This is a genomic window from Paenibacillus pabuli NBRC 13638 (assembly GCF_001514495.1).
Classification (GTDB): Bacteria; Bacillota; Bacilli; order Paenibacillales; family Paenibacillaceae; genus Paenibacillus; species Paenibacillus pabuli.
The window spans coordinates 567270-586704 of sequence record NZ_BCNM01000001.1 but is presented as its reverse complement, the minus strand read 5'-3'; the positions used below and the strand labels follow the sequence as shown (position 1 = coordinate 586704).

General features: G+C 47.9%; 13 protein-coding genes. 1 reads left to right on the top strand and 12 read right to left on the bottom strand.

The window, feature by feature from the left end; genetic code table 11:
* Position 1: 1 nt before the first annotated feature.
* From PPA03S_RS02095 to PPA03S_RS02040, 12 genes are all read right to left on the bottom strand, one after another.
* Entirely contained in the window at positions 2 to 856 is an 855-nt protein-coding gene (locus PPA03S_RS02095; protein WP_062319903.1) for an ABC transporter permease, read from the bottom strand.
* 302 nt (positions 857 to 1158) lie between these two features.
* The gene (locus PPA03S_RS02090) at positions 1159 to 3477 is read right to left on the bottom strand and encodes a helix-turn-helix domain-containing protein (RefSeq protein ID WP_062319306.1); all 2319 of its coding nucleotides are present in this window, start codon (positions 3475 to 3477) and stop codon (positions 1159 to 1161) included.
* A gap of 268 nt (positions 3478 to 3745) precedes the next feature.
* Positions 3746 to 5443: an RICIN domain-containing protein gene (locus tag PPA03S_RS02085; protein ID WP_062319304.1), complete on the bottom strand. Its 1698-nt coding sequence runs from the start codon at positions 5441 to 5443 to the stop codon at positions 3746 to 3748.
* Positions 5444 to 5538: 95 nt separating this feature from the next.
* Positions 5539 to 6483 carry a carbohydrate ABC transporter permease gene (locus PPA03S_RS02080; RefSeq protein WP_062319302.1) on the bottom strand — a complete coding sequence of 315 codons (945 nt, stop codon included), beginning with the start codon at positions 6481 to 6483 and terminating at the stop codon, positions 5539 to 5541.
* Between the two features lie 17 nt (positions 6484 to 6500).
* Entirely contained in the window at positions 6501 to 7403 is a 903-nt protein-coding gene (locus tag PPA03S_RS02075) for a carbohydrate ABC transporter permease (protein WP_062319300.1), read from the bottom strand.
* A complete protein-coding gene (locus PPA03S_RS02070) occupies positions 7400 to 9970 on the bottom strand; it encodes a DUF5696 domain-containing protein (RefSeq protein ID WP_062319298.1) in 2571 nt (856 codons plus the stop codon). The genes PPA03S_RS02075 and PPA03S_RS02070 overlap by 4 nt, the downstream gene beginning before the upstream one ends.
* Before the next feature lie 16 nt (positions 9971 to 9986).
* On the bottom strand, positions 9987 to 10622 hold the full coding sequence (locus tag PPA03S_RS02065) for a Yip1 family protein (RefSeq protein ID WP_062319296.1): 636 nt from the start codon (positions 10620 to 10622) through the stop codon (positions 9987 to 9989).
* Positions 10606 to 12069 carry an NHL repeat-containing protein gene (locus PPA03S_RS02060; protein ID WP_062319295.1) on the bottom strand — a complete coding sequence of 488 codons (1464 nt, stop codon included), beginning with the start codon at positions 12067 to 12069 and terminating at the stop codon, positions 10606 to 10608. Before PPA03S_RS02060 ends, PPA03S_RS02065 begins: the two co-directional genes overlap by 17 nt.
* 15 nt (positions 12070 to 12084) lie before the next feature.
* Positions 12085 to 12960, bottom strand: coding sequence for a carbohydrate ABC transporter permease (locus PPA03S_RS02055; protein ID WP_062319293.1), 876 nt, complete (start codon positions 12958 to 12960; stop codon positions 12085 to 12087).
* A 2-nt stretch (positions 12961 to 12962) separates the two neighbouring features.
* Entirely contained in the window at positions 12963 to 13880 is a 918-nt protein-coding gene (locus tag PPA03S_RS02050) for a carbohydrate ABC transporter permease (RefSeq protein WP_245683499.1), read from the bottom strand.
* A 58-nt stretch (positions 13881 to 13938) separates the two neighbouring features.
* The gene (locus PPA03S_RS02045) at positions 13939 to 16836 is read right to left on the bottom strand and encodes an extracellular solute-binding protein (RefSeq protein ID WP_062319289.1); all 2898 of its coding nucleotides are present in this window, start codon (positions 16834 to 16836) and stop codon (positions 13939 to 13941) included.
* Between the two features lie 114 nt (positions 16837 to 16950).
* Entirely contained in the window at positions 16951 to 18312 is a 1362-nt protein-coding gene (locus PPA03S_RS02040; RefSeq protein ID WP_062319287.1) for an extracellular solute-binding protein, read from the bottom strand.
* Between the two features lie 294 nt (positions 18313 to 18606).
* Between PPA03S_RS02040 and PPA03S_RS02035 the strand changes: the two genes are divergently transcribed.
* The gene (locus PPA03S_RS02035) at positions 18607 to 19374 is read left to right on the top strand and encodes a response regulator transcription factor (protein ID WP_062319286.1); all 768 of its coding nucleotides are present in this window, start codon (positions 18607 to 18609) and stop codon (positions 19372 to 19374) included.
* Positions 19375 to 19435: the final 61 nt, after the last annotated feature.

The window sequence follows — 19435 nt, the reverse complement described above, 5'->3', positions numbered from 1 at the left end:
TTTACCACAGGCTTGTATTGGACAGACGCTTGGCGGCAGCGTTGACTGTTAATAACAGAATCAGGTTAATAAGTGAATTGAATAGGCCAACAGCGGTAGCAAAGCTGTAATTGGCGTTAAGCAATCCCATCTTGTACACGTAGGTGGAGATGATTTCCGAAGCGGACAGGTTCAGTGGGTTTTGTAACAAATAGATTTTCTCGAACCCGACTGCCATAATATTTCCAACGCTCAGGATCAGGATAATAACTGCCGCCGGCAGCAGGCCGGGCAGATCGATGTTGACCATTTTCTGAAATCGGTTAGCACCATCAACCTTGGCAGCCTCATACAATGAAGGATCTATGCCCGATAGGGCTGCCAAATAGATGACCGCCGAATATCCCATGCTCTGCCAGACATCAGAAAATACATAGATGGACCGGAAGAGGCCGGGCTCTCCAAGGAAATTGACGGCTTCAAAACCCAGCGCGCCTGCAATCGTGTTAACAATGCCGAGCCGTGGAGAAAGAAACATCATGATAATCGATACCATGACAACCGTAGAAATAAAGTAAGGTGCATAAGTAACCATCTGTACCGTTTTCTTGAATTTGGCATTCTTCACTTCGTTCAGCGCCAGCGCCAGCAAGATAGGAACCGGAAAACCGACGATTAGACTGTAGAACGAAATGTACAGCGTGTTTTTGATCAGGGTAGCAAATGCGGGGTTTTGGAAAAGCAGCTCAAAATATTTGGTGCCTACCCACGGACTTCCCCAGATTCCCTTGATCACGTTGTAATCCTTGAAGGCGAGCACTGCGTTAACCATAGGTACATACTTGAAAATGATAAAGTATGCGACGGGAGGAATAATCAGCAAGTAAAGCTGCCAGTGCCTCCTCCAGCTCTTGGACAAGGCCAGCTTCAAAGCGGATCGCCTGCCTTCTTTAACAACTGTTTTGCCATTCGAAATTGTGGTTCTCAGAGTCATCCCCCCAGTAGGTGGCCTATCGGAAATAAGCCTTTCCCAATTTGATAGCGCTTTCTTGCTCGTAATCATATGAGTGCATACCCGTTTGCGTAAAGGTACACTTTATAAAATGAGGTACGATTCCAGTCAAGAAGGCTGGGAAGCCTGATATTTCCTAGGACTGCGCCGGGAGTTTTCTTTGGTTTTTAAATTGGATCATGCATTTGTCTAAATGCACTAGGCAATACACCTCGAACCCGTTTGAAGGCTCTTCGGAACGAATGCGCGCTGTTATATCCGGTTGCTAATGCGATTTCATCAATCGTCTGCTGACTCTCCCGCAGTAGTTCAGCGGCTTTGTTGATTCGCACCACTTCTACATAATCGGAAAGGTTCTCTCCGGTATGCTCCTTGAATAACTGAGATATATATTTTTCCGGTTTGCCCATATGTTCCGCAATCCGGTATACGGTCAAGTTTGCATCAGCATAACGTTCCTGGATATAAGCAATCGTTTCATTAACAAATCCGGTGTGCATGTTTGTTTTTTTACGTTGAACGTCTTGGCATACGTCTTTCGCCAGATGATGGAACTTGCTCTGAAGTATGGCAACCTTATCCGTCACCTGAATCCCCGAAACCCGATCCTTGAGCTCCTCCACAAGGGATTCATCCAGCATAATCTTGGGTTCCAGCTTCAGAAATGTTCCCTTCAATTCCATGATAAACTGTTGTGTCATGTCATACGACAGCTCTCGCTCTGTAAAGTTTCGGTTGAACAACTGATCCAAAATACGGTTGGATTCTTCCAGTTCACCGACCTTTAGTGTATTTAACAGCCGTTGTTCAGACTCAATCGGATAGTAGTACAGTTCCGTCTCTTTCACTGCATCCTCGAATTTCATCATATGATCCTTGCCCGTGTGAAGGGCATATTCCAGCGCGTGTCTTGCCTCGTTAAACGATCGGCCAACGTCATTCCATACCTCATAAAAAGAGCCCATTCCAATGGTGGTGGATACCCGGTAATCCCGGTACACTGCATGCGTCATTTTTTCCAGTTCGGCTTCACATGCTCGGAGAGCTTTATCCGAAGAATCTCCACTAAGCGGATGTACAAAAGCAATCTGATCTGTTCCCCAGTCGGTTATCAACACTTCTGAATTCCATGCTGTCATGGCTTCGCGCACAATGAGCCTCGCTACGCTTAGTTCCTGAATAATTTCTTCGCTATCCGGACTGCCATAACCGTCTACCTTCAGGATTCCGACAAAGCCCCGGCTGGTATGGAGCGAAATTCCTGTTTGGGAAGAGATCGCCTCCAGCTCACGCGTTGTGTAAAACTCTCCGGTTAACAAACGTTTAATAAACCCGTCCCGAAGCATCGGGAGCTGCTCGTTTAATGCGTTCTTGAGGAGATGGTTGTTGGTAATGAGACTGGTAATGTTGCTGGCCAGGAAGTCATATTCGTTGCTTGTCTTTCCAGGCAGCCCAATATCCTGTTCCCGGAACACGGATAGAAGCCGATGGATCGGAGCGCTGTTTCGATAAGCGAGCAGAAGCCCAATCAACAATCCGAAACCTAGCGTTGCCAATGTAAAGGTAAAGGTAACCTGCTTGATTTGGTCTGCCTTGACCATCAGTGCATGTTCGGGAATGCCAGCCATGTAATTCCAACCGTTTTGATTGGAGCGAATGGAAATCAGCAGCCGTCCGTCGCCCATAGGCTTCGCTTCATCGTGCTCGCTGGCAGTCATAACCTTTAATTTTTCCGCCTTCTCTTGATTCAGGCCGCTCGAAAAAATGATATTCTCATTGGAGTCTGTCACCAGTGTCCATCCTCCATATTGCTCTACAATGTGGTTAGTCAGGCTCGCCATCTTATCCTCATCAATCATGACGCCGATTGTAGCCTGTGGTTTGTTGAAGCTGTTCAATGGAAGCGATTGAAGAAACGTAATGGCAGGAGCGTCCACAAGCACATTACTGCTAATCTCCTTCTTGTAGTTTTGTAAGGGAATGATTTCATTTAAATGTGGCTTTTTTAAGATGTTGTCTTTCCACTCGTCGAACGTCATGCCTTCCAGGCGATTGGCAGCAAAATAATGTTCAGGTCGATAGTAAACCGTCGTAGGCGTAATAATGACATTATAATTCGGAACATAGATGAAGAAATGAGACAAATACTCATTGGTGCTGCTGTACATGGACAGACTGCGCTGCATGCGGCTTAAACCATAGACATTATTAGCGTCTTGCGGCTTAGGATCGGCTATTAAACGGTATAAATCCTGGTTAATGGCTAACTGTCTTGTGAAATCCTCGACCTGCATAAGATTACGTTCAATAATTTCCTTGCCAAGATTAAGTGATTTTAAGCTGTTCTCAATAGAACTTGTCCTCGCTGCTTCAATGGATGCTCTGTAGGAGGCATATCCGGCAATCTGAGGAATCATGAGAACAATCAGATAAGAAACCATGAATCTGCGAAACAACGGCGAGAATTTGAACCATAAGCGCTGCATATGTACCCCCTTATTTCGTAAGCGTTTACAAGTTTGTTTTGTTAATGATACACCTTTCATTTGTGCAAGGTGAAGGTACAACTTCTTCTTTTTGGTACAAATACATAAAATCCAACTCCAGAATCTGATATCGTTAAATAGAAAAGAATCCGCTACGTCTGATTTTCGCATGCTCATCTTTAATGTTCTGCTGATTACACTCTGGAATACAAATAAGGACCTCCACGGCCATATTATGGCTTGGGAGGTCCTGCTTGTACATGTTTTTTTAATTGACAGCAACAAACTTCCATTGCTGGTTGGTTGCATTGGTAAAGGTATTTTGCTGCAATTTTGCACCGTCTGTCGTCGCAGAACCTGCTACTTCAATAGCTTTATTGCTGTTTACATTTATAATACTCCAGTATCCATTGCCAAGATCATTGATTTTGAAATGCTGCGCTGTGGTGTTCAAATTGCTCATAAGCTGAACCGCTTCTCCGTTGTTGGTGGTTCCATTACGAATGTCGATGACCTTATCAGGCGAATTCACACTCGTCAAACTGTAGTTTCCACCAGCAATCTGATTCAAGACCCATTTTTGAGGATTTCCGCCCAGATCGGACCATTGCTGAAGCTGCAAATTATTCTCATTGACTCCACCTGGCACATCAATCACCTTGCCCGAATGTCTGGCAACAATCTTGTAAGTCGCCCCCGGGATCAAACCGGTTGATGGAGTCGTGCCACCGTTCGGGTAGTTCTGAGCACGTTCATAAAACCAATTGAAAAGGAACCTGCCCATTGCGCTCCGCGAAGCATCGCCGTCCCATTTCAGGCCTGCCGTAGGATCAGCAAAGGAGCTCCGTGCTCCAGCATCCAGAATAAATCCGTTCATGTGAGCGGCAATGCTGACGTTGCCTGCCGCGTTGAAAATGGCCTTTGTATTGTTACCAAAGCCTTCATTACTGCCATTGAACAGATCCCAATATGCGGAATCGCCAGCTTTCTTTTTGAACCATGTTACTTCGGTAATATTGATTGGATATTTATCGGCAGCTGCCTTTACATTGGTATTCCACTGATCTTGCAAAATCGACATGTTGTCATACGCACCATACCCTGGATACCAGTGAACCGCATAACCATAATTGTTCAGCGGGTCTGTCAAAGGATGGCTTGCTGTCAGGCTGTAGAATTGATTGTATCCCAGTCCAGCGGCCCAGATGACATTATCTGCGCCTTGGCTCCGAATGGTAGAGATTATGGAATTCTGGAAATTGCGCAGATCATTCCAGTGATCTACAAAGTCATTCTCGCCATTGTAGCCACCCCAGTGGCCGTTGGCATACGATTTAATCGGCTCGTTGATCAGCTCGAAATGTACGTTGTCTGCACTTTTGATTTCCGGGCGGGAAGCGAGATAGCCCCAGATTTGGTTGAACTTTTGAAGATTGGCTGCGGTGGTTCCTTGATCGTCCTTTAAGGTGAAGTCAAGGCCAAGCGTAACATAGACGCCTTTTGTTTTGGCATATTGGATATAAGGGATAATGACATTCTGCGTTACGGTTTGTAACCCTGCAAAATTGTAAGTGCCTGCTGCCACATCACCCATGTCTTCCCGGTCGATGAACAGACGAATCTGATTCATATTCCAGCCGTGGCTGCTTCCGTATTTTGGACTTGTACTTGTGAACGTATCCGTAATGTCTTTCAGATAAGCCAATGTGGCAGCATGGCGGTTGTTGCCATGAAGATTCAGATAATATTTGCTGTCCTGGTAGGTCCAGTAAGCGCCTGAAGGCTGATGCCAGCCACTTAGTAAGACGGGCTGATTATTACTGTTAACCAAGTTTTTCCCATTCACGTGAAGCTTGCCCATCGGCATACCGACCCACGCATCTGCACGTCCCGGCCCGAGTGGGGTAATGGACAACAGCAAAGCAAGTACGAGCATGAATTTCAATGACAGCAACAACTTTTTCAAAATAATCCCTCCAGTTTTAATTGGTGAAGCGAGGAAACAGACGACATCACCTCCTCTCTTATATGATTCAACTTAACATTTTCACGAATCCTTCCTCATCCGACGATTCCAGTACGTTCTACACTTTCAACGAAATAACGCTGTACAAACAGGTAAATGATGATCAAAGGCAAGATGGCCAGCAAAATACCCGTATCCTGAATCATGCTCAGGTAGAATGGATCGGCTTTGGATGCACCATCGCTCACCTGCTGGGCCAGATTGTACGGAAGGGAAGACAGCTGGGTTGACATGACTTTGCTGGATGTCAGATACGTTGTCGTATAGAAGCTGTCATTCCATTGCCACACAAAGGAAAAAAGCAGCACTGTAACGATTGACGGAATGGCGTTAGGCAGCATAATGCGTGCAAATGTACGGCTGATGCCTGCACCATCGACGTAAGCTGCCTCCTCTACCTCCTTCGGAATACCTCTGAAAAACTGGCGGAAGATGAAGATATACAAACCTGCTTTTAACGAATTCGCTGTAAGGGCGGTCAGGATAAACGGCCAGTACGTATTCAGCAAATTCATGGGTTTGCCGAAAATCAGTGTCATCGCTCCCATGAGATCGAAGCTCTTTAGATTCAGGTACACCGGAATCAAAATCGTGGTGGGTGGAACCAGAATCGTCAGGATGACCCCGGCAAATAACAGGTTGCTGCCTTTAAATTTCAAACGGGCAAACCCGTATCCAGCGAGTGCACAGGAAAGCGTTGTCAGAATGGTTGTGGTTGCGGATAACGCAAACGTATTGAGCAGCGTTGCCCAGTAATCCATGACACGAATAGCCTCCCGGAAATTATCGAAGGAGAAATTCTGTGGAATCCAGACCACAACGGCTGAATACAAATCACTCTTATCCTTGATGGACGTTGATATTTTCTGAAATATGGGGAACAGAATCACGAAGGATAGCCCGGCAATCAGTGTGAATCGCACGATGGACCAGAGCCAGCTTTTCCACTGCTCAAGTGAAAACAGTCTGGATATTATCATCCGAACAACCCCCTTTCTTAATCTTGATAGAAGACACGTTTGGAGAAAATGAGGGATACGAGCACCAATATGATAGCAATGGCCACGAAATACACCCACGCCATGGCTGAACTTAACCCAAAATCAAATTTGACAAAACCGGTATCCCGAATAAGTGTTGTCATGGCATTGTTGGCAAAGGAATCCACAATGGTATAGATACCGTTGACAAAAATCAGCGGACTGACCATCGGAAATGTAATTTTCCAGAAGGCTTCATATCCCGTAGCCCCTTCCATTTTGGAAGCCTCGTACAGTTGGGGAGATATGGTCTGGATACCTGCAAGGAAGATTAGAATCTGGACACCCGATTGGCTAACGATCTGATAAATGCGGTCTACCGCCCCACTCAAATACGTCACAACCCACTCACTCAGCCCGGCGTCCAGCATCAGGTTTTCCAGCTCAAATGTGCCCAAGGCACTGCCGCCGGTACTGCTCTGATTCACAGCCTCGATCAGACTGGTGCTTTCTAATGACATAATGACCCCCGATGCCAGAATAACCGGAAGGAAAAAGATGGACCGCGCGATCGCCCGACCCGGGAACTTCTGATTGAGAATCACAGCAAGAAACAAACTGAAAATAACGATTAACGGCACATTGACTACTACATCCGTTATGGATTCAATGAGTGCCCGGTTGAAGCTGGTATTTACCGTCAATGCCTGGATGTAGTTGGCAAGACCCGTGAACTGGATGGATATGCCCTCCGCGTTTGCCTGGATGGAGCTCAAGCTGTAACGAAGAGAAGCCAATAATGGAACAAAGAAGAACAGTACAAACCCGATGAGCCAAGGAAGCACGTAGATGACTCCCCAGGCAGCCTTCTGCTGGGCATAGGTCCGTCGTCCCCACTTCCCTCTCAATAGCGCTTTCAGAGTTGCTCACCACCTGTCACATAACTTTTGGCTTCCACGGTCTGGCCTGCTGCCTGTACCGGGAAGTCGTTATAATTCACTACCGCAAACCCGCCGTTTTCGTAGGTCGTCTGGAACACGCCTTCAACAAGCTTCTCGTGGGATACCATGTGAGATCCTGCAAATGCACGATTGGCCTGATTGACCTCTTCATACATTTCGGCTGCCAGATCCATCCATTGTTCATAATGTGCAGCATACAGATAGTCATAATCCGTTTCCTTAACGACATGATTCGGTGCGTTAAACCAAGTGAAATAAGGACTTGCGCCGTACTCCACGAGCTTCAGCACGTACTCTCTCGCATCGGTATACGTAGACAGATTATAAGCAGCACCTGTATAGCTAACCCCTCCATGTGTAACCAGTTGGAAAAACGGAATTTCTTCATCCTCCAATTTGAAGCGGCTGCTGGACATCGGTACATCCGTCAGACCTGTCACATATGGCAGGGCATAAGCATTCCCTCCTTCAGCGACAACGGGTATACCTTGCTGTGCAATCTGCTTCAAGGTTTCGGTGACCGCGGTTTGCGCGCCTGTACGATCCATCATTTTTTTGGGATTCATGTCACTGTTCAATTGCTCTGTGAGATCACGCAGCGACAGTCCACCTAGCTCAAAAGGTTGCAGCGCTTTCAACATGTCTTGAGTCACATCATCCAGCAAATGTGGAGAGAGGATATAGGACGGGAGTCGATCCCGGTCACGCCGCAGTCTTGCAGGGTCCATAGGATACAGAAGCGCAGGTTCCTGCGTCAGGGTACGTGAAGCCTCCTTGGAAGGACTGAATCCTTTCTTCGAGTGTACATTCAGTACAGCTACATCGGGATAAAATCCAATTCCCTCCTCACGAGTATACTCACTGAACGCTTGCATGCCTTTTCGTCCTCCAATCGCTCCATCCACATGGATGGAATCCGGCACCTGATGTTGAAGTCCCCCGTTGAACCAACCCGCATAACGAACCTGGATGTTGGATACTTGTTTTCCCTTCAGGGTCGACAAGATATGCCGGGCTTCATCAAAGGTGGTCAACGCTTCGGTGGAGTCGTAAGGTATGCCCAGCATATGTTTCTTGGTCGTCATTCCGCCGATAAGCTTCAAGTAAAATGGAATGTCTTTATCAGCCTCAGCCGTTTGCTTCGAAGGAAGACCGTTCGTCTGGATTAAATAGTCACGATATAAGGAAGCCAGACCGGAATACGAGGCTTTCTCTGCTCCAGCAAAAGCATAACGAACGACAAAATCGGATGCGGTCGGCTTCTTCTGGAACTTGGGAAGTGTGCGTACCATGTCGCTGGCCTGAAGTGTTACATCACTCTTGTTTACAACGTAAAAGCTCGGATACACATTGTTGTAGCTATTCAGTTTTCCGCTGATATCGGCATTTACAACGGCTGCTGCTGCACCCTCTTCAATGATGCCAAGAAATGCGCCACCCTCGCGAATGAGACCGAATACCGGCAGCCTGGCTCTTTCCTCAGAAGAATCTACTTCACGAAGCTTCATTGTTAGATCCGGTCCATAAATGTCCTGCTGATAGGAAGGGTATTGAACTTTTCCATTATTGAAATGAATGAGCGCTCCTGAACCGTCAGGCACAAACAGGGACCCTTCCTGTTCCGCTGTACCTGCCCCAAAGTAATCCAGTACAGAAATGCTGTTAATCGGGTATTGCTCAGGAAAATGGATGTCTGCTGCTGGAACACGTACAACCAAGGATTCCCCGTCCAGCTCGTATTCGATGGAAACCATGAACATTCGGGGGCCGCTCTTCTCCTGTTCTATGCCATGCTCGGTATTGTCCAGTTCAAGGTCCTCAGAGGTGTATCCGGCTGTTTCAAAAGCCTTCAGGGCACGCGTCAACTGAAGCCCTTGCAGCGCTTTGTCATTCCTTACGTAGACGTCCTCTCCCTTATCTTGAGCATATCCAATCTTCAAAGCCCGCTGCCCGGCCTTGTCGAGCGGAGCAAGCAGCTTCTGCTCGAATCGCTCTTTGCTGATCTTTACAGGCAGATCATCGATCGAACGTTCATCGCTTCCAAACTGGTAATTCACCCGAACGCCGTTTGGCAATAATTCGTAGCTTACTTGCTGATGGGCTACGCTATCAGTATAGGAATTGACCGAGCTGCTTTGACCCAAGCTGTTATAAAAAATGAGTTTGGCTTGAGCCGACAGCAGGTCCTTGTTAATTCCTGCCGCGAGCGCATCCAGATTCCGCTCCTCGGGATTGCTGCGCCAGACTTGCCCGCTTCGCTTGTGAACCACCGCGATTTCGGCTGTATCCTCCTGAATGAGCAGCTGTAATTCGTCATTCTGAGCGAGCCCGAGCATATCCGTCAGACGGGCATCACTGAAAGACGACGCCAGCTTCTCACCAGGTGGCAGAACAGGGACTTCGGCTTGCTCATCTGCATTCGCCGACATCCTGGTGACAGGCGCAGAACCGGGCTGACATCCACCAAGAAATAGGCCGAATACGAGTAACATTACGATCATTTTTTTGGCCACGTCATAGTTCATCTCCATTTCTCCTTCCTTAGCCCCGGAGTACAAGTTCCTGATAGATGGTGGCTGCAAAGGACACAATCTGCTGCACCAGACTGAAGAACAGCAGGCAGAGAAAGGCCATGAATGCCATGGCAACCAGCGTCAATAGCATGGTCACCACCGTTTTGGCGGGTGAGTATTGATGCACCGTCATATTGCCGACAAATAACAGGTATACCGTCCAGGCCGTAGCAGCCATGTTAAAGAAATAATAAAAGGCGGTTTCCTGACTGGATATGATCAGACTGAGCCAAATCCATGGAAACTGTATCAAAATCAGCGGAACCAATGCGAAACAGGTGGACATGAAGATTTCAGAAAATTTGCCTTCTCCGTCCATAAGTGTAGTCAACGACCAGTTTGCTGTGCACCAGAACAGCACCGGGACAATGACGTACACCATTTCCATCAGACTGTTCAGTCGTTTCGGATTGTTGAAATTCACCAGGAAACCGCTGTATTGGGACTGGAGAATCGTTGTCACCATGAGTACAGCAAGAATGATCCATGCGATCATCAGCGTTGTTCTCTGATTTCGTTCATATTTCAGCTCCCAATATCCGTCAAATGGATGGAAAATGAGATGGAGCGGATATTGAATCAGCTGTTTACTTGATGCTTGCATGTGTGCTCCCCCTTCTCTGCCTGCGGACTAGGAACGTGATCACTAGCACGATAACGACCAATAACAGTCCGGACATGATCCATGAAAAATGCTCGCGGAGCAGTTCTTTTCGATACAGGAGAAACGCTTTGGAGTACCCTTCTCTTTCCATGCTTCGCTTAAAGTATTGCGTGGATTCCGCATACTCCTTCTGTCGCAACAGCGCTTTTCCGATACCTGCGTAGGCATATTCAAGATTGGCATTCATATCTGCGGCTTTGGCAAAGTTCGCGGCAGAACCCTCTTCGTCTCCATTGAAATAACTGCGTACAGCTTCATGAAGCGTACGTCCGTATTCAGTGGTTTGGAATACGGTGATTTCCCCGAGCGCTTTGTCCAGTACAAGCATACGATCTCCTACACGCTCCAGAGAAACAGGGGTGTTGAATTGTCCCAGCCGATTTCCGATACCTCCGAACATGTGAAGCAAATATCCGTCCCCGTTATAGGTGAAGATCCGTCCCATATTGGCATCCAGCACGGAATACATATCGCTGTCTCCAACGTCGACATCAATGAGCCGTGAAGGCCCCTTTTCATTGCTGTACAGCAAATCACCCTGAGGTGGATAATATCCTTCTCTTCTCAAAATATCCAAGCCCTGTGCATTCAGTTTCTTGATCGGTAATCCGGTCTTGTCTCCACTGGTTGCATAGATGAATCCCTCTCCGTCCATGTCCATATTGGTGAATTCGGTTGGTGTGAACATGACCATCTGGCTGCGCTGCTGACGTGTTGCAAACTGTTTCCACAAGTACTCCACCGGGTCAACCTGGACTCTGTTGGCTCCAATGAAGGAAGCAAAAGTTCCATCGGAATTGAACTCCATAAAGCCATCGAAGACGCCTTCAGCCATGACATAGATTCGTTCGCCTTTATCCATAACCACCCGCAGTGGTTTGAACTGAAAGTCTGGCTTCAGCAGCTCCGATTGTGGCTGTTCCACAATTTTGATCAGTTGACCTTGCTTATCCAGATGCACTACCCGCTGGTTACCCGTATCCGCTATGAGCAGCTGCCCGTTGTCCGATACGTATAATCCCTGTGGAAGTTTGAACTTGTCTTTCGTTCCATCATGATCAAAAGAATCGATAACCCTTGTCATTTTCATCTCTTGATTCAGCTCGACAATACGGCTGTTGCCTGAATCCAGCACATACACCCGCTGATCAGCAGTAACGTGCATATCGTTCGGTTCTTTGAATGGTCCAATGTCCAGTTCCTTGCCCGTAATCATTCCCGTCGCCTCATATGCGGCAGGAGAACGAACCGCATCTCCCCAGTAGGAATAATTGTACGCATTCGTCTGACCGTCGGCGAAAGCCGTTGACGCTGCGCTTCCCAAGCCCAGGAGGCAGGCAAGGCCCAGGGTGAGCCATCCGCATTTTTTCCACACGCTGTTCAATATGTTGCTGCCCCCCTTCTACTCTTTCATACCGGAAGTTGCCATTGTCTGCATGACACTGCTCTGGGAGATGATAAACAGGGTGATCGGTACGATCATGAGCAGCAGTGCTACCGCAGCACCGACACCTGCCCGGGCGATACCACCCTGAGTAATCTGACTGAGCGCATAATGCAGCGTTTTCAGGTTTTCACTGTAAATGAAGCTTCCGCCGTCTGTTCCCCATAATGCTGGAAACTGTAAAATCATAAGCGTGAGCCAAGCGGGCTTCACGTTAGGCATGACGATGCTCCAGAATATACGGTATTCGTTCGCCCCGTCGATTTTGGCTGCCTCCAGCAGCGCATCCGGAATCTGCTCCATGAATTGCTTCATCAGGAACAGACCTAGAGAGAATGCGAGAGAAGGCACAATGATGGACGCATGGGTGTTGATCCATCCAAGCCAGGACATCACCATGTAGTTTGGAATTGCCGTTACATGTGGTGAGAACATCAGCGACAGGATCACGATCGTAAACAGTACATTTGAACCGGGAAATCGGTATTTCGCCAACGGATAAGCCGCTGCGGAAGCGAGAAGGATATGACCTGCCGTTCCCAGCAGCGTAATCAATAGTGTATTGGCAATGTATCTGGATAAAGGAACCCAGGAGTTGCCCATCAGATTGATCAGATCCGCAAAATTTTCCATCGTCGGATTGTTCACCCAGAATCGCGGCGGAAAAATAAACAGCTCATCCAGAGGTTTGAAGGCATTGTTGACCGTATAAATCAGTGGCAATACCATAAATGAGCCGAACAGACCCAGCAGTACAAACAACATCAGACTGACGGTAAATGACCGGTTGAGTCTTCTCGGCATGCCGAAAACGGCACGTACCTTGCTGGTCATTGTCATTCACCTATCTTTCTAAGCATTTTTTGTGTCAGCACGTTCGTTCCCAGCATGAGGGCGAACAAAACGGTCGCTATCGCCGACGCATAGCCCATCTCGAACCGAATGGTTCCAAAGTCCATCAAATGGGTAACGACGGTATGTGCTGCATAGTTAACGCTTGGGAAACCAGCCAATGCGATGGAGATTTCGGCCACGGCAAATGAGGCTGTAATCTGCATGACGGCACCAAACATCAGCTGTGGTCTCATCGAAGGCAGCGTAATATACCAAAGCTCCTGCCACCGATTTTTGATACCGTCCACCGTTCCCGCTTCCACCAGGGACCGATCGATCGTCTGAAGCCCGGCAATAAAGGCAAGGAAGCTCGTGCCGAGACTGAGCCACAGCTGTACAATAATGACAATGGCCAGCACATATTTCTCATTCGACAGCCATTGAACCGGTTCGAGGATAACGCCGAGACGCATCAGGAAACCGTTCATGTATCCGTAGCTGTCTCCCGAGAACACGATTAGCCAGATGAAAAAAACGTTCCCCGAAATGGAAGGGGCATAAAATACAAGTGTCATAATTGCACGGATTTTGGGTGACAGCTCATTGATAATCCAGGCAAACAAAAAACAGGCAATATAGCTAACAGGTCCTGTAATCACGGCAAACAACAGCGTATTTTTAAGCGCAATCAAAAAAACATCATCGTTCAGGAACAGCCGTGAATAATTTTGCCAGCCGACAAATCGGGGCAGCTCCAGCATATTGAAGTGAAAAAAGCTGAGCCCCAGCGAGATGCCCACCGGAATGACAGTAAACATGAAAAAGATCAGCATAAACGGTGCCATCAGCACATAATAGTGCCTGCTTCGGTATAAATCCCTTTTCAAAAGGGACCACCAGCTGCTCTGCCTTGTAGTGATGGCAGGAGCAGTGGATGACTTGGTGGTTTCTGCGTGCAACCGTTACCCTCCCTTCTCTCTACTTCAGATTGAATTCCTTTCGCTTGAGCTCGATTTCATCATCAATGTACAGGACATAATCAGCCAAGGCTTCACGTGGATTCTCATTGGCATTGACTACTTTACGGAATGCGTTGTCCAGATGTCGGCCCGTAAAGTATCCGCCGGGAACCTGAGGAATGCCCTCTACCCACTCCCACTGTTTCTTGAGGTTTTGATAATCCTTAACTGGCCATGGCAGCTGTTCCAGCGCTTCAATATTGGCGGTCGGATAACGCGCCGCTGCTCCCATCAGCCCTTCCATCTCTCTGCCATATTCGATCTGAGTCTGCTTGTCGGTCCACCACTTCATAAACATCCAGGCAGCTTCCCTGTTCTTGGCGTTCTCCAGCATCATGACCGCGCTTGTGGCACTTGCCACCTCATGCCGTATACTCCCGTCCTCCAGCTGCGTGCCAGGAACGATCGTGAAATCCCAAAGGTTGCGAATTTCCGGTGCCATAACCGTCAGCATGTTGTAGGTGGTGTAATCCGCAATGCCAATCGGCATCTCCCCGGTACGGAAACGGTTTGGAAAATCAGCTTTGAGAGGGAACTTATAATTGGTATAAAATTGCGTCCAACGCTTGAATGCGTCCATGGAAATCTCCGAATTCAGCGCACTTTCCTTCTGATTTTCCGAATAAAATTCGCCATCGTTCTGATAGAGCAGCATGGCAAAGGTAGCGTTGGGTACCATGTTGGCATTATTCGTCGTATCCTCAATGGGCAGGTAGAACTCCATGTTGTGCTTTTGCAGCACCGAAATGGCATTATACACATCCTGCCACGTCTTTGGCGGCTCCAGGCCGAGCTCCTTCAGAATATCCTTTCGATAAAACAACATTGGAAAATGCTGCTGCTCAGGAAGTGCATACACCCCGTTGTTGAATTGGTATGGCGTCAGCCCGCTTGCGCGAAATCGGCTCGCAACCTGTTCAAAATCCGGGAATTTACTCAGATCTGCCGCTGCATTCCGCATGGCGTAATTCACCGGAATATCTTCGCCCATTTGCATGGCAACGTCCGGTCCTTCCCCGGCAAGCGTGGCAGGCAGCAAAATATTAGGCGGAACGAGGCGCAATTGAACGGATATATCGGTTTCCGGTGTAAAGGAATCATCAATCAGACCTTTCAGAACCTGTGCCTGATCGCGTCCTGTTGTAATCCATACCGTAATGGAATCCTTATTCTGTTCAACATTTCCGATGCTGTCATAATCCTCCGTATACGAAGCGACGTAAGCGCCCATTTCATGTTTCATCTGCTGCAGCACCGTCGCCTCTGCCTTCGGCATCTCCTGATCCGGTGAGGATACCAGGACGTAATCCAGTGAGATCGGCTGTTCACGGACGGATAGAATCCACGTGCCTAACCCGCCCACATTGATCTTAAAGGTGTCCAGACGCTTGGGCACAGTTTCCGGTCTTGCCGCCATGTCCTCTAACTGAATCACCATGGCATGGAGAATGGCTACCTTGTCGCTCTGTTCACCTGTCGCCTTCTCCAGGTAGTCAGCAACCGATCGAAGAATGTCTGCCTGCCGCGTGAATATCTCAACCATCTCTGGAATGCGTGTTTCCAGCTGATAATCCCTCATGGGGTCCGGTTTGTTGGAGGTAATCATCAGAATTTTGCGATACATCTCGTTCAACTCCAGCACGCTTGATTCCACTGTACGCAGCAGTGGAGCGATATCCCCCAGCGTAACGGTCATACGCAAGCGGTGAGTTCCTTTCTCCAAATGAAAAAGGTAAGGCTCACTCTCACTTGTGCCCAGCACCTGTGTCTGCCAATCCGGGCTGTAGTTGAATCGAATACGCTTCATTTCTTCAAAAGGAATTTTGCCGTCGATCGTCAGACTACGTGTGGCATAGACGCCGCGTAGCTGATCCTGCTTTACTTTGAGCCCAATTTGGTACAGGCCGTCCTCCGGTACATCCACATCCCATTCGATCCATTCACCAGGAAGCTTCCAGTTGATGCCCCCAATGGCGTTAACACGGATTTTGGATACATCATACGGTTCCAGAGACGGGCTTGAGCGATCGGAGATCGGGGCAAGGGTTGGGGAGGATTTACTCACTGCCTGCTCCCCCTGTACCTTGATCATGACAGGATCAGCCGGCTTCAGACCCGCTGCTTCATAAGTAGCCTGAAGCTCAGTGTAGGCTGGAATGCTCTCTTCCTGGTACAGCTCGATATAATCGATCGCCATGCTTTCGCGCAGCGAAGTCAGCGACAGTGTCTGTGTTCCCTTTTCAAAATAAAATTGGTATGGCTCTTCGAAGTAACCCGCACTGTCTTTAAAAGAGGCCAGCTGCCAGGCTGGTTGCTCCACCTGCCGTGGCCGAAGGTCGTTCCCGCGATCATCCCTACGAATACTTTCATCGCGATTCCCCCATACCCTGTCAAATAACAGTACATCGGCTCCTCTGAACGGAACCTCTCCATTCAGCTCCAACTGCCGCTCAATCCCTGAGCTTTTGCCTGCAGCAGGATAATAATGTATGCGCATCTGGTATAACCCGCTGGCTGGAACAGGAACCTCCCAGCTGATGGTCCCGGATTCCGGTGTGATGACGGCTTTCCCGTCCAAAGCGGCATACGCATTGACGATCTCAAACTCCCCGTTCACAGCCTGGGTGAATGACTCTCCCTCAATCCGTATGGTCTGCTCTGGCTTGTCTGCGTCAGCATGAACAGAGAGGTAATGCTCATAGCTGCGAGAGTCTTCTGTACCGGATACCGCTTCGAAATCCTCGCGCGCCTGAACGATGCCGGGACCACGATCCCTTGTAAGGTAAATGCTCCATAATGAGAGGATCATCACCATGGCTAGCAGCAGGATCAGTGCCTTTTTCTTTCGTGACCGCATGTTCGAATACGTCCCCCTTCCTTCTGCCGTGGAGTATGATGGTTATGCACTGAATGGCCTCTCGGGACCTAAGCCTAGGCCCGTTTTCGTCCCGAGAGAACAGACGAAGTACGCTTATTTATAGACCTCATCAATGGAAGCTTGGAAAGGTGCCTTGTATTTTTCAATGACCGTTGATACGGACACCCCTTCAAGCAGTTCACCGTTGAAATCCCAGAATGGCAGAGACGGGAACGTATTGTGATCCAGCACCAGCATACCCTCGGCAACGGTTTTGGCATTTTCGATATCGGCTTCATCCGTCAGATGAGTCTCCAAGGTGGATTGACTTGGGTAGTCGTAGATGGAGTCAATTTCGTTGATTTTTTCCCAGATATACATCAGCTGTTCCGGATGCTCTACTGCCTTCGGAATCGTCAGCGCCTGATAACGCGATTCTCCGGAGTGGTACGCTGTAGCACTTGGTCCTTTTGGAAAAGGAACAAAACCGATGTCGTAGTCCTTCATATCTGTTCGAATACCTTCAATCTCGTACATGGCTCCCGAATACATGAGCGTATTGCCCTGACGGAAGAAGGTTGACGGTTCCGTCCAGTCTCCGCCCTCCGTAGGTCTTCCTATCTTCTCTGTCGCCAATTTGGAAACAAAGCTTAGCGCTTCTTTTGTTTTTGGGTCTTCCAGATTTTGTTTGTCACCCTTGGTCAGAGAGGCCTCGTTGGAGTACAGGACCGGCTCAAGCAGCCCCGTTTGGGCCAAACCCCACGTATCGAGTTTTCCATCGTTGTTGCGGTCCTTGTTCGCCTTTTTGGCGACTTCAGTGAATGTATCCCAGTTCCATTGATCTTCATCCACGTATTCCTGTAACGGCTTCATGCCAAGCTCCTGCATAAGCGTACGATTGTAAAAGATGCCACTTATAAATGAAGATTGGTCTTCGGTGAATCCATAACCTCTTCCTTCATACTGCATGTATTCATTCGTTGTTTTTTGGTTGAATACCTGATCATTCTTGGTGTATTCATCAATGGGCCATAACAGGTCCTGCTTGGTCAGTGCCGGGATGGCATAGTCTTTACCCAAGCGCACAATGTCGCCCAACGGTTCACCTGCCATTAGGGAAGCCACTACCTTCTCCTGGTACTCACCAAAATCAATCGAAATGTATTCGATGTCAAAGTTATGCTTCTTTTTCAGCGCTTCCAGATTCTCGATTCGCTGAATGTTGTCCGGGTTGCTATCTGTCATTTTCATATCCCACCAGGCAACCACCTTGATGGTTCTTCCTCCCATGTCAAAATCCATCTCTGGGGTAGATTTCTCATTCTTTGGTTCGGTTTGTGTTTCGTTCGTAGCTTGCTCCTCCTGTGGTGCCTTTGTTTCTGGTTCTGTCTGGGCGCTGGAGCCGTTACTGCAAGCACTCATCAACAGCATGACTGCTAAAATCAGACTCATCAGCATGAACATGTTTTTTCTCATTGTTGTCCCCCCTGAATGTGGTGTTATCGTTTTCCATCAAAGTGTAGCTTTTAAATGAAAACGCAAACAACATGTGAGATTACAGGTATTTACCCTGTCAAACTATAGGTTTTGGCAATTCGAATACAGATTAGAGCATTTACATATTTAATTGGTAAACAAATGCTCCCTCTGCAAATAAATGCACATTGTATGCGCTTTCTTTTATTCCCATAATGAAATTAAGACATTGGTCATTCAGGTATCAAGGTGATAGGGGTCGGTCTATATCAATTGAAAGCGAGGGATTGCTTCATGCATAACATCCTGCTTGTGGATTTCAGCAGCTCTGTGTTCGGGGAAATGCAACAGCTGCTGCGCCGCAGCAAGTCAGAATATGCCATTGGAAAACGAGTTGCTTCTGCCCAATGTGCGTTAGCGGCATTGTCTGAGCAGCCGTTCACTGTAGTGCTCATAAGTACCGGAGGATGTGCTGCTGCAGGGTTGTGGGTATGTCACCATATTCGAAAGATTAGCCAGATTCCCATCCTGATTATGGGAGGCCATGATCATTTTCAGCTTGTCCGCAAAGCACTAGCCTATCAGGTAAGTGATTATCTACCCGGCCGGTTCAATGCCTCTGCCCTCCTCAATAGTCTCAACAGGCTCCGCTTCAGACTTGAGCCGGAGCAACCCAAGCGCAATCTGTCCTCATTAAGATCACTCATTCAACTGGAGGGTAAACAGGTGCATTCCGCTCAGGTGATCAAGATCATCAAAGCTTACGTCCTCGATCATCTGAGTGGAGATATCACATTGAAGAAGATTTCCGATATGGTTCATTTTAACTGTGCATACCTTGGGCAAAAATTCAAATTGGAAGAGAACATGTCCTTCAATGATTACCTGCTTCAGCAACGAATGGAAAAAGCCAAATTGCTGCTTAAATCCACCGATATGCGGATATATGAAATTGCAGCCGAGGTCGGATATATGGATACAGACTGGTTTTATAAAAAGTTCAGGGCATATGCAGGCGTGAGTCCCAACGCCTATCGTAAACAAAAAGCGTTCACCGCTTAATTTAGAAGATGATCCCCGAGCCGGCCGTTAAACCAAAAGAGAAGTAAGGCCACAGGAGATT

Coding starts and splice junctions, on each gene's coding strand:
- PPA03S_RS02090 (WP_062319306.1), bottom strand. CDS start 3,477: ATGCAGCGCTTATGGTTCAAATTCTCGCCGTTGTTTCGCAGATTCATG.
- PPA03S_RS02080 (WP_062319302.1), bottom strand. CDS start 6,483: ATGATAATATCCAGACTGTTTTCACTTGAGCAGTGGAAAAGCTGGCTC.
- PPA03S_RS02070 (WP_062319298.1), bottom strand. CDS start 9,970: ATGAACTATGACGTGGCCAAAAAAATGATCGTAATGTTACTCGTATTC.
- PPA03S_RS02065 (WP_062319296.1), bottom strand. CDS start 10,622: ATGCAAGCATCAAGTAAACAGCTGATTCAATATCCGCTCCATCTCATT.
- PPA03S_RS02055 (WP_062319293.1), bottom strand. CDS start 12,960: ATGACCAGCAAGGTACGTGCCGTTTTCGGCATGCCGAGAAGACTCAAC.
- PPA03S_RS02045 (WP_062319289.1), bottom strand. CDS start 16,836: ATGCGGTCACGAAAGAAAAAGGCACTGATCCTGCTGCTAGCCATGGTG.
- PPA03S_RS02040 (WP_062319287.1), bottom strand. CDS start 18,312: ATGAGAAAAAACATGTTCATGCTGATGAGTCTGATTTTAGCAGTCATG.
- PPA03S_RS02035 (WP_062319286.1), top strand. CDS start 18,607: ATGCATAACATCCTGCTTGTGGATTTCAGCAGCTCTGTGTTCGGGGAA.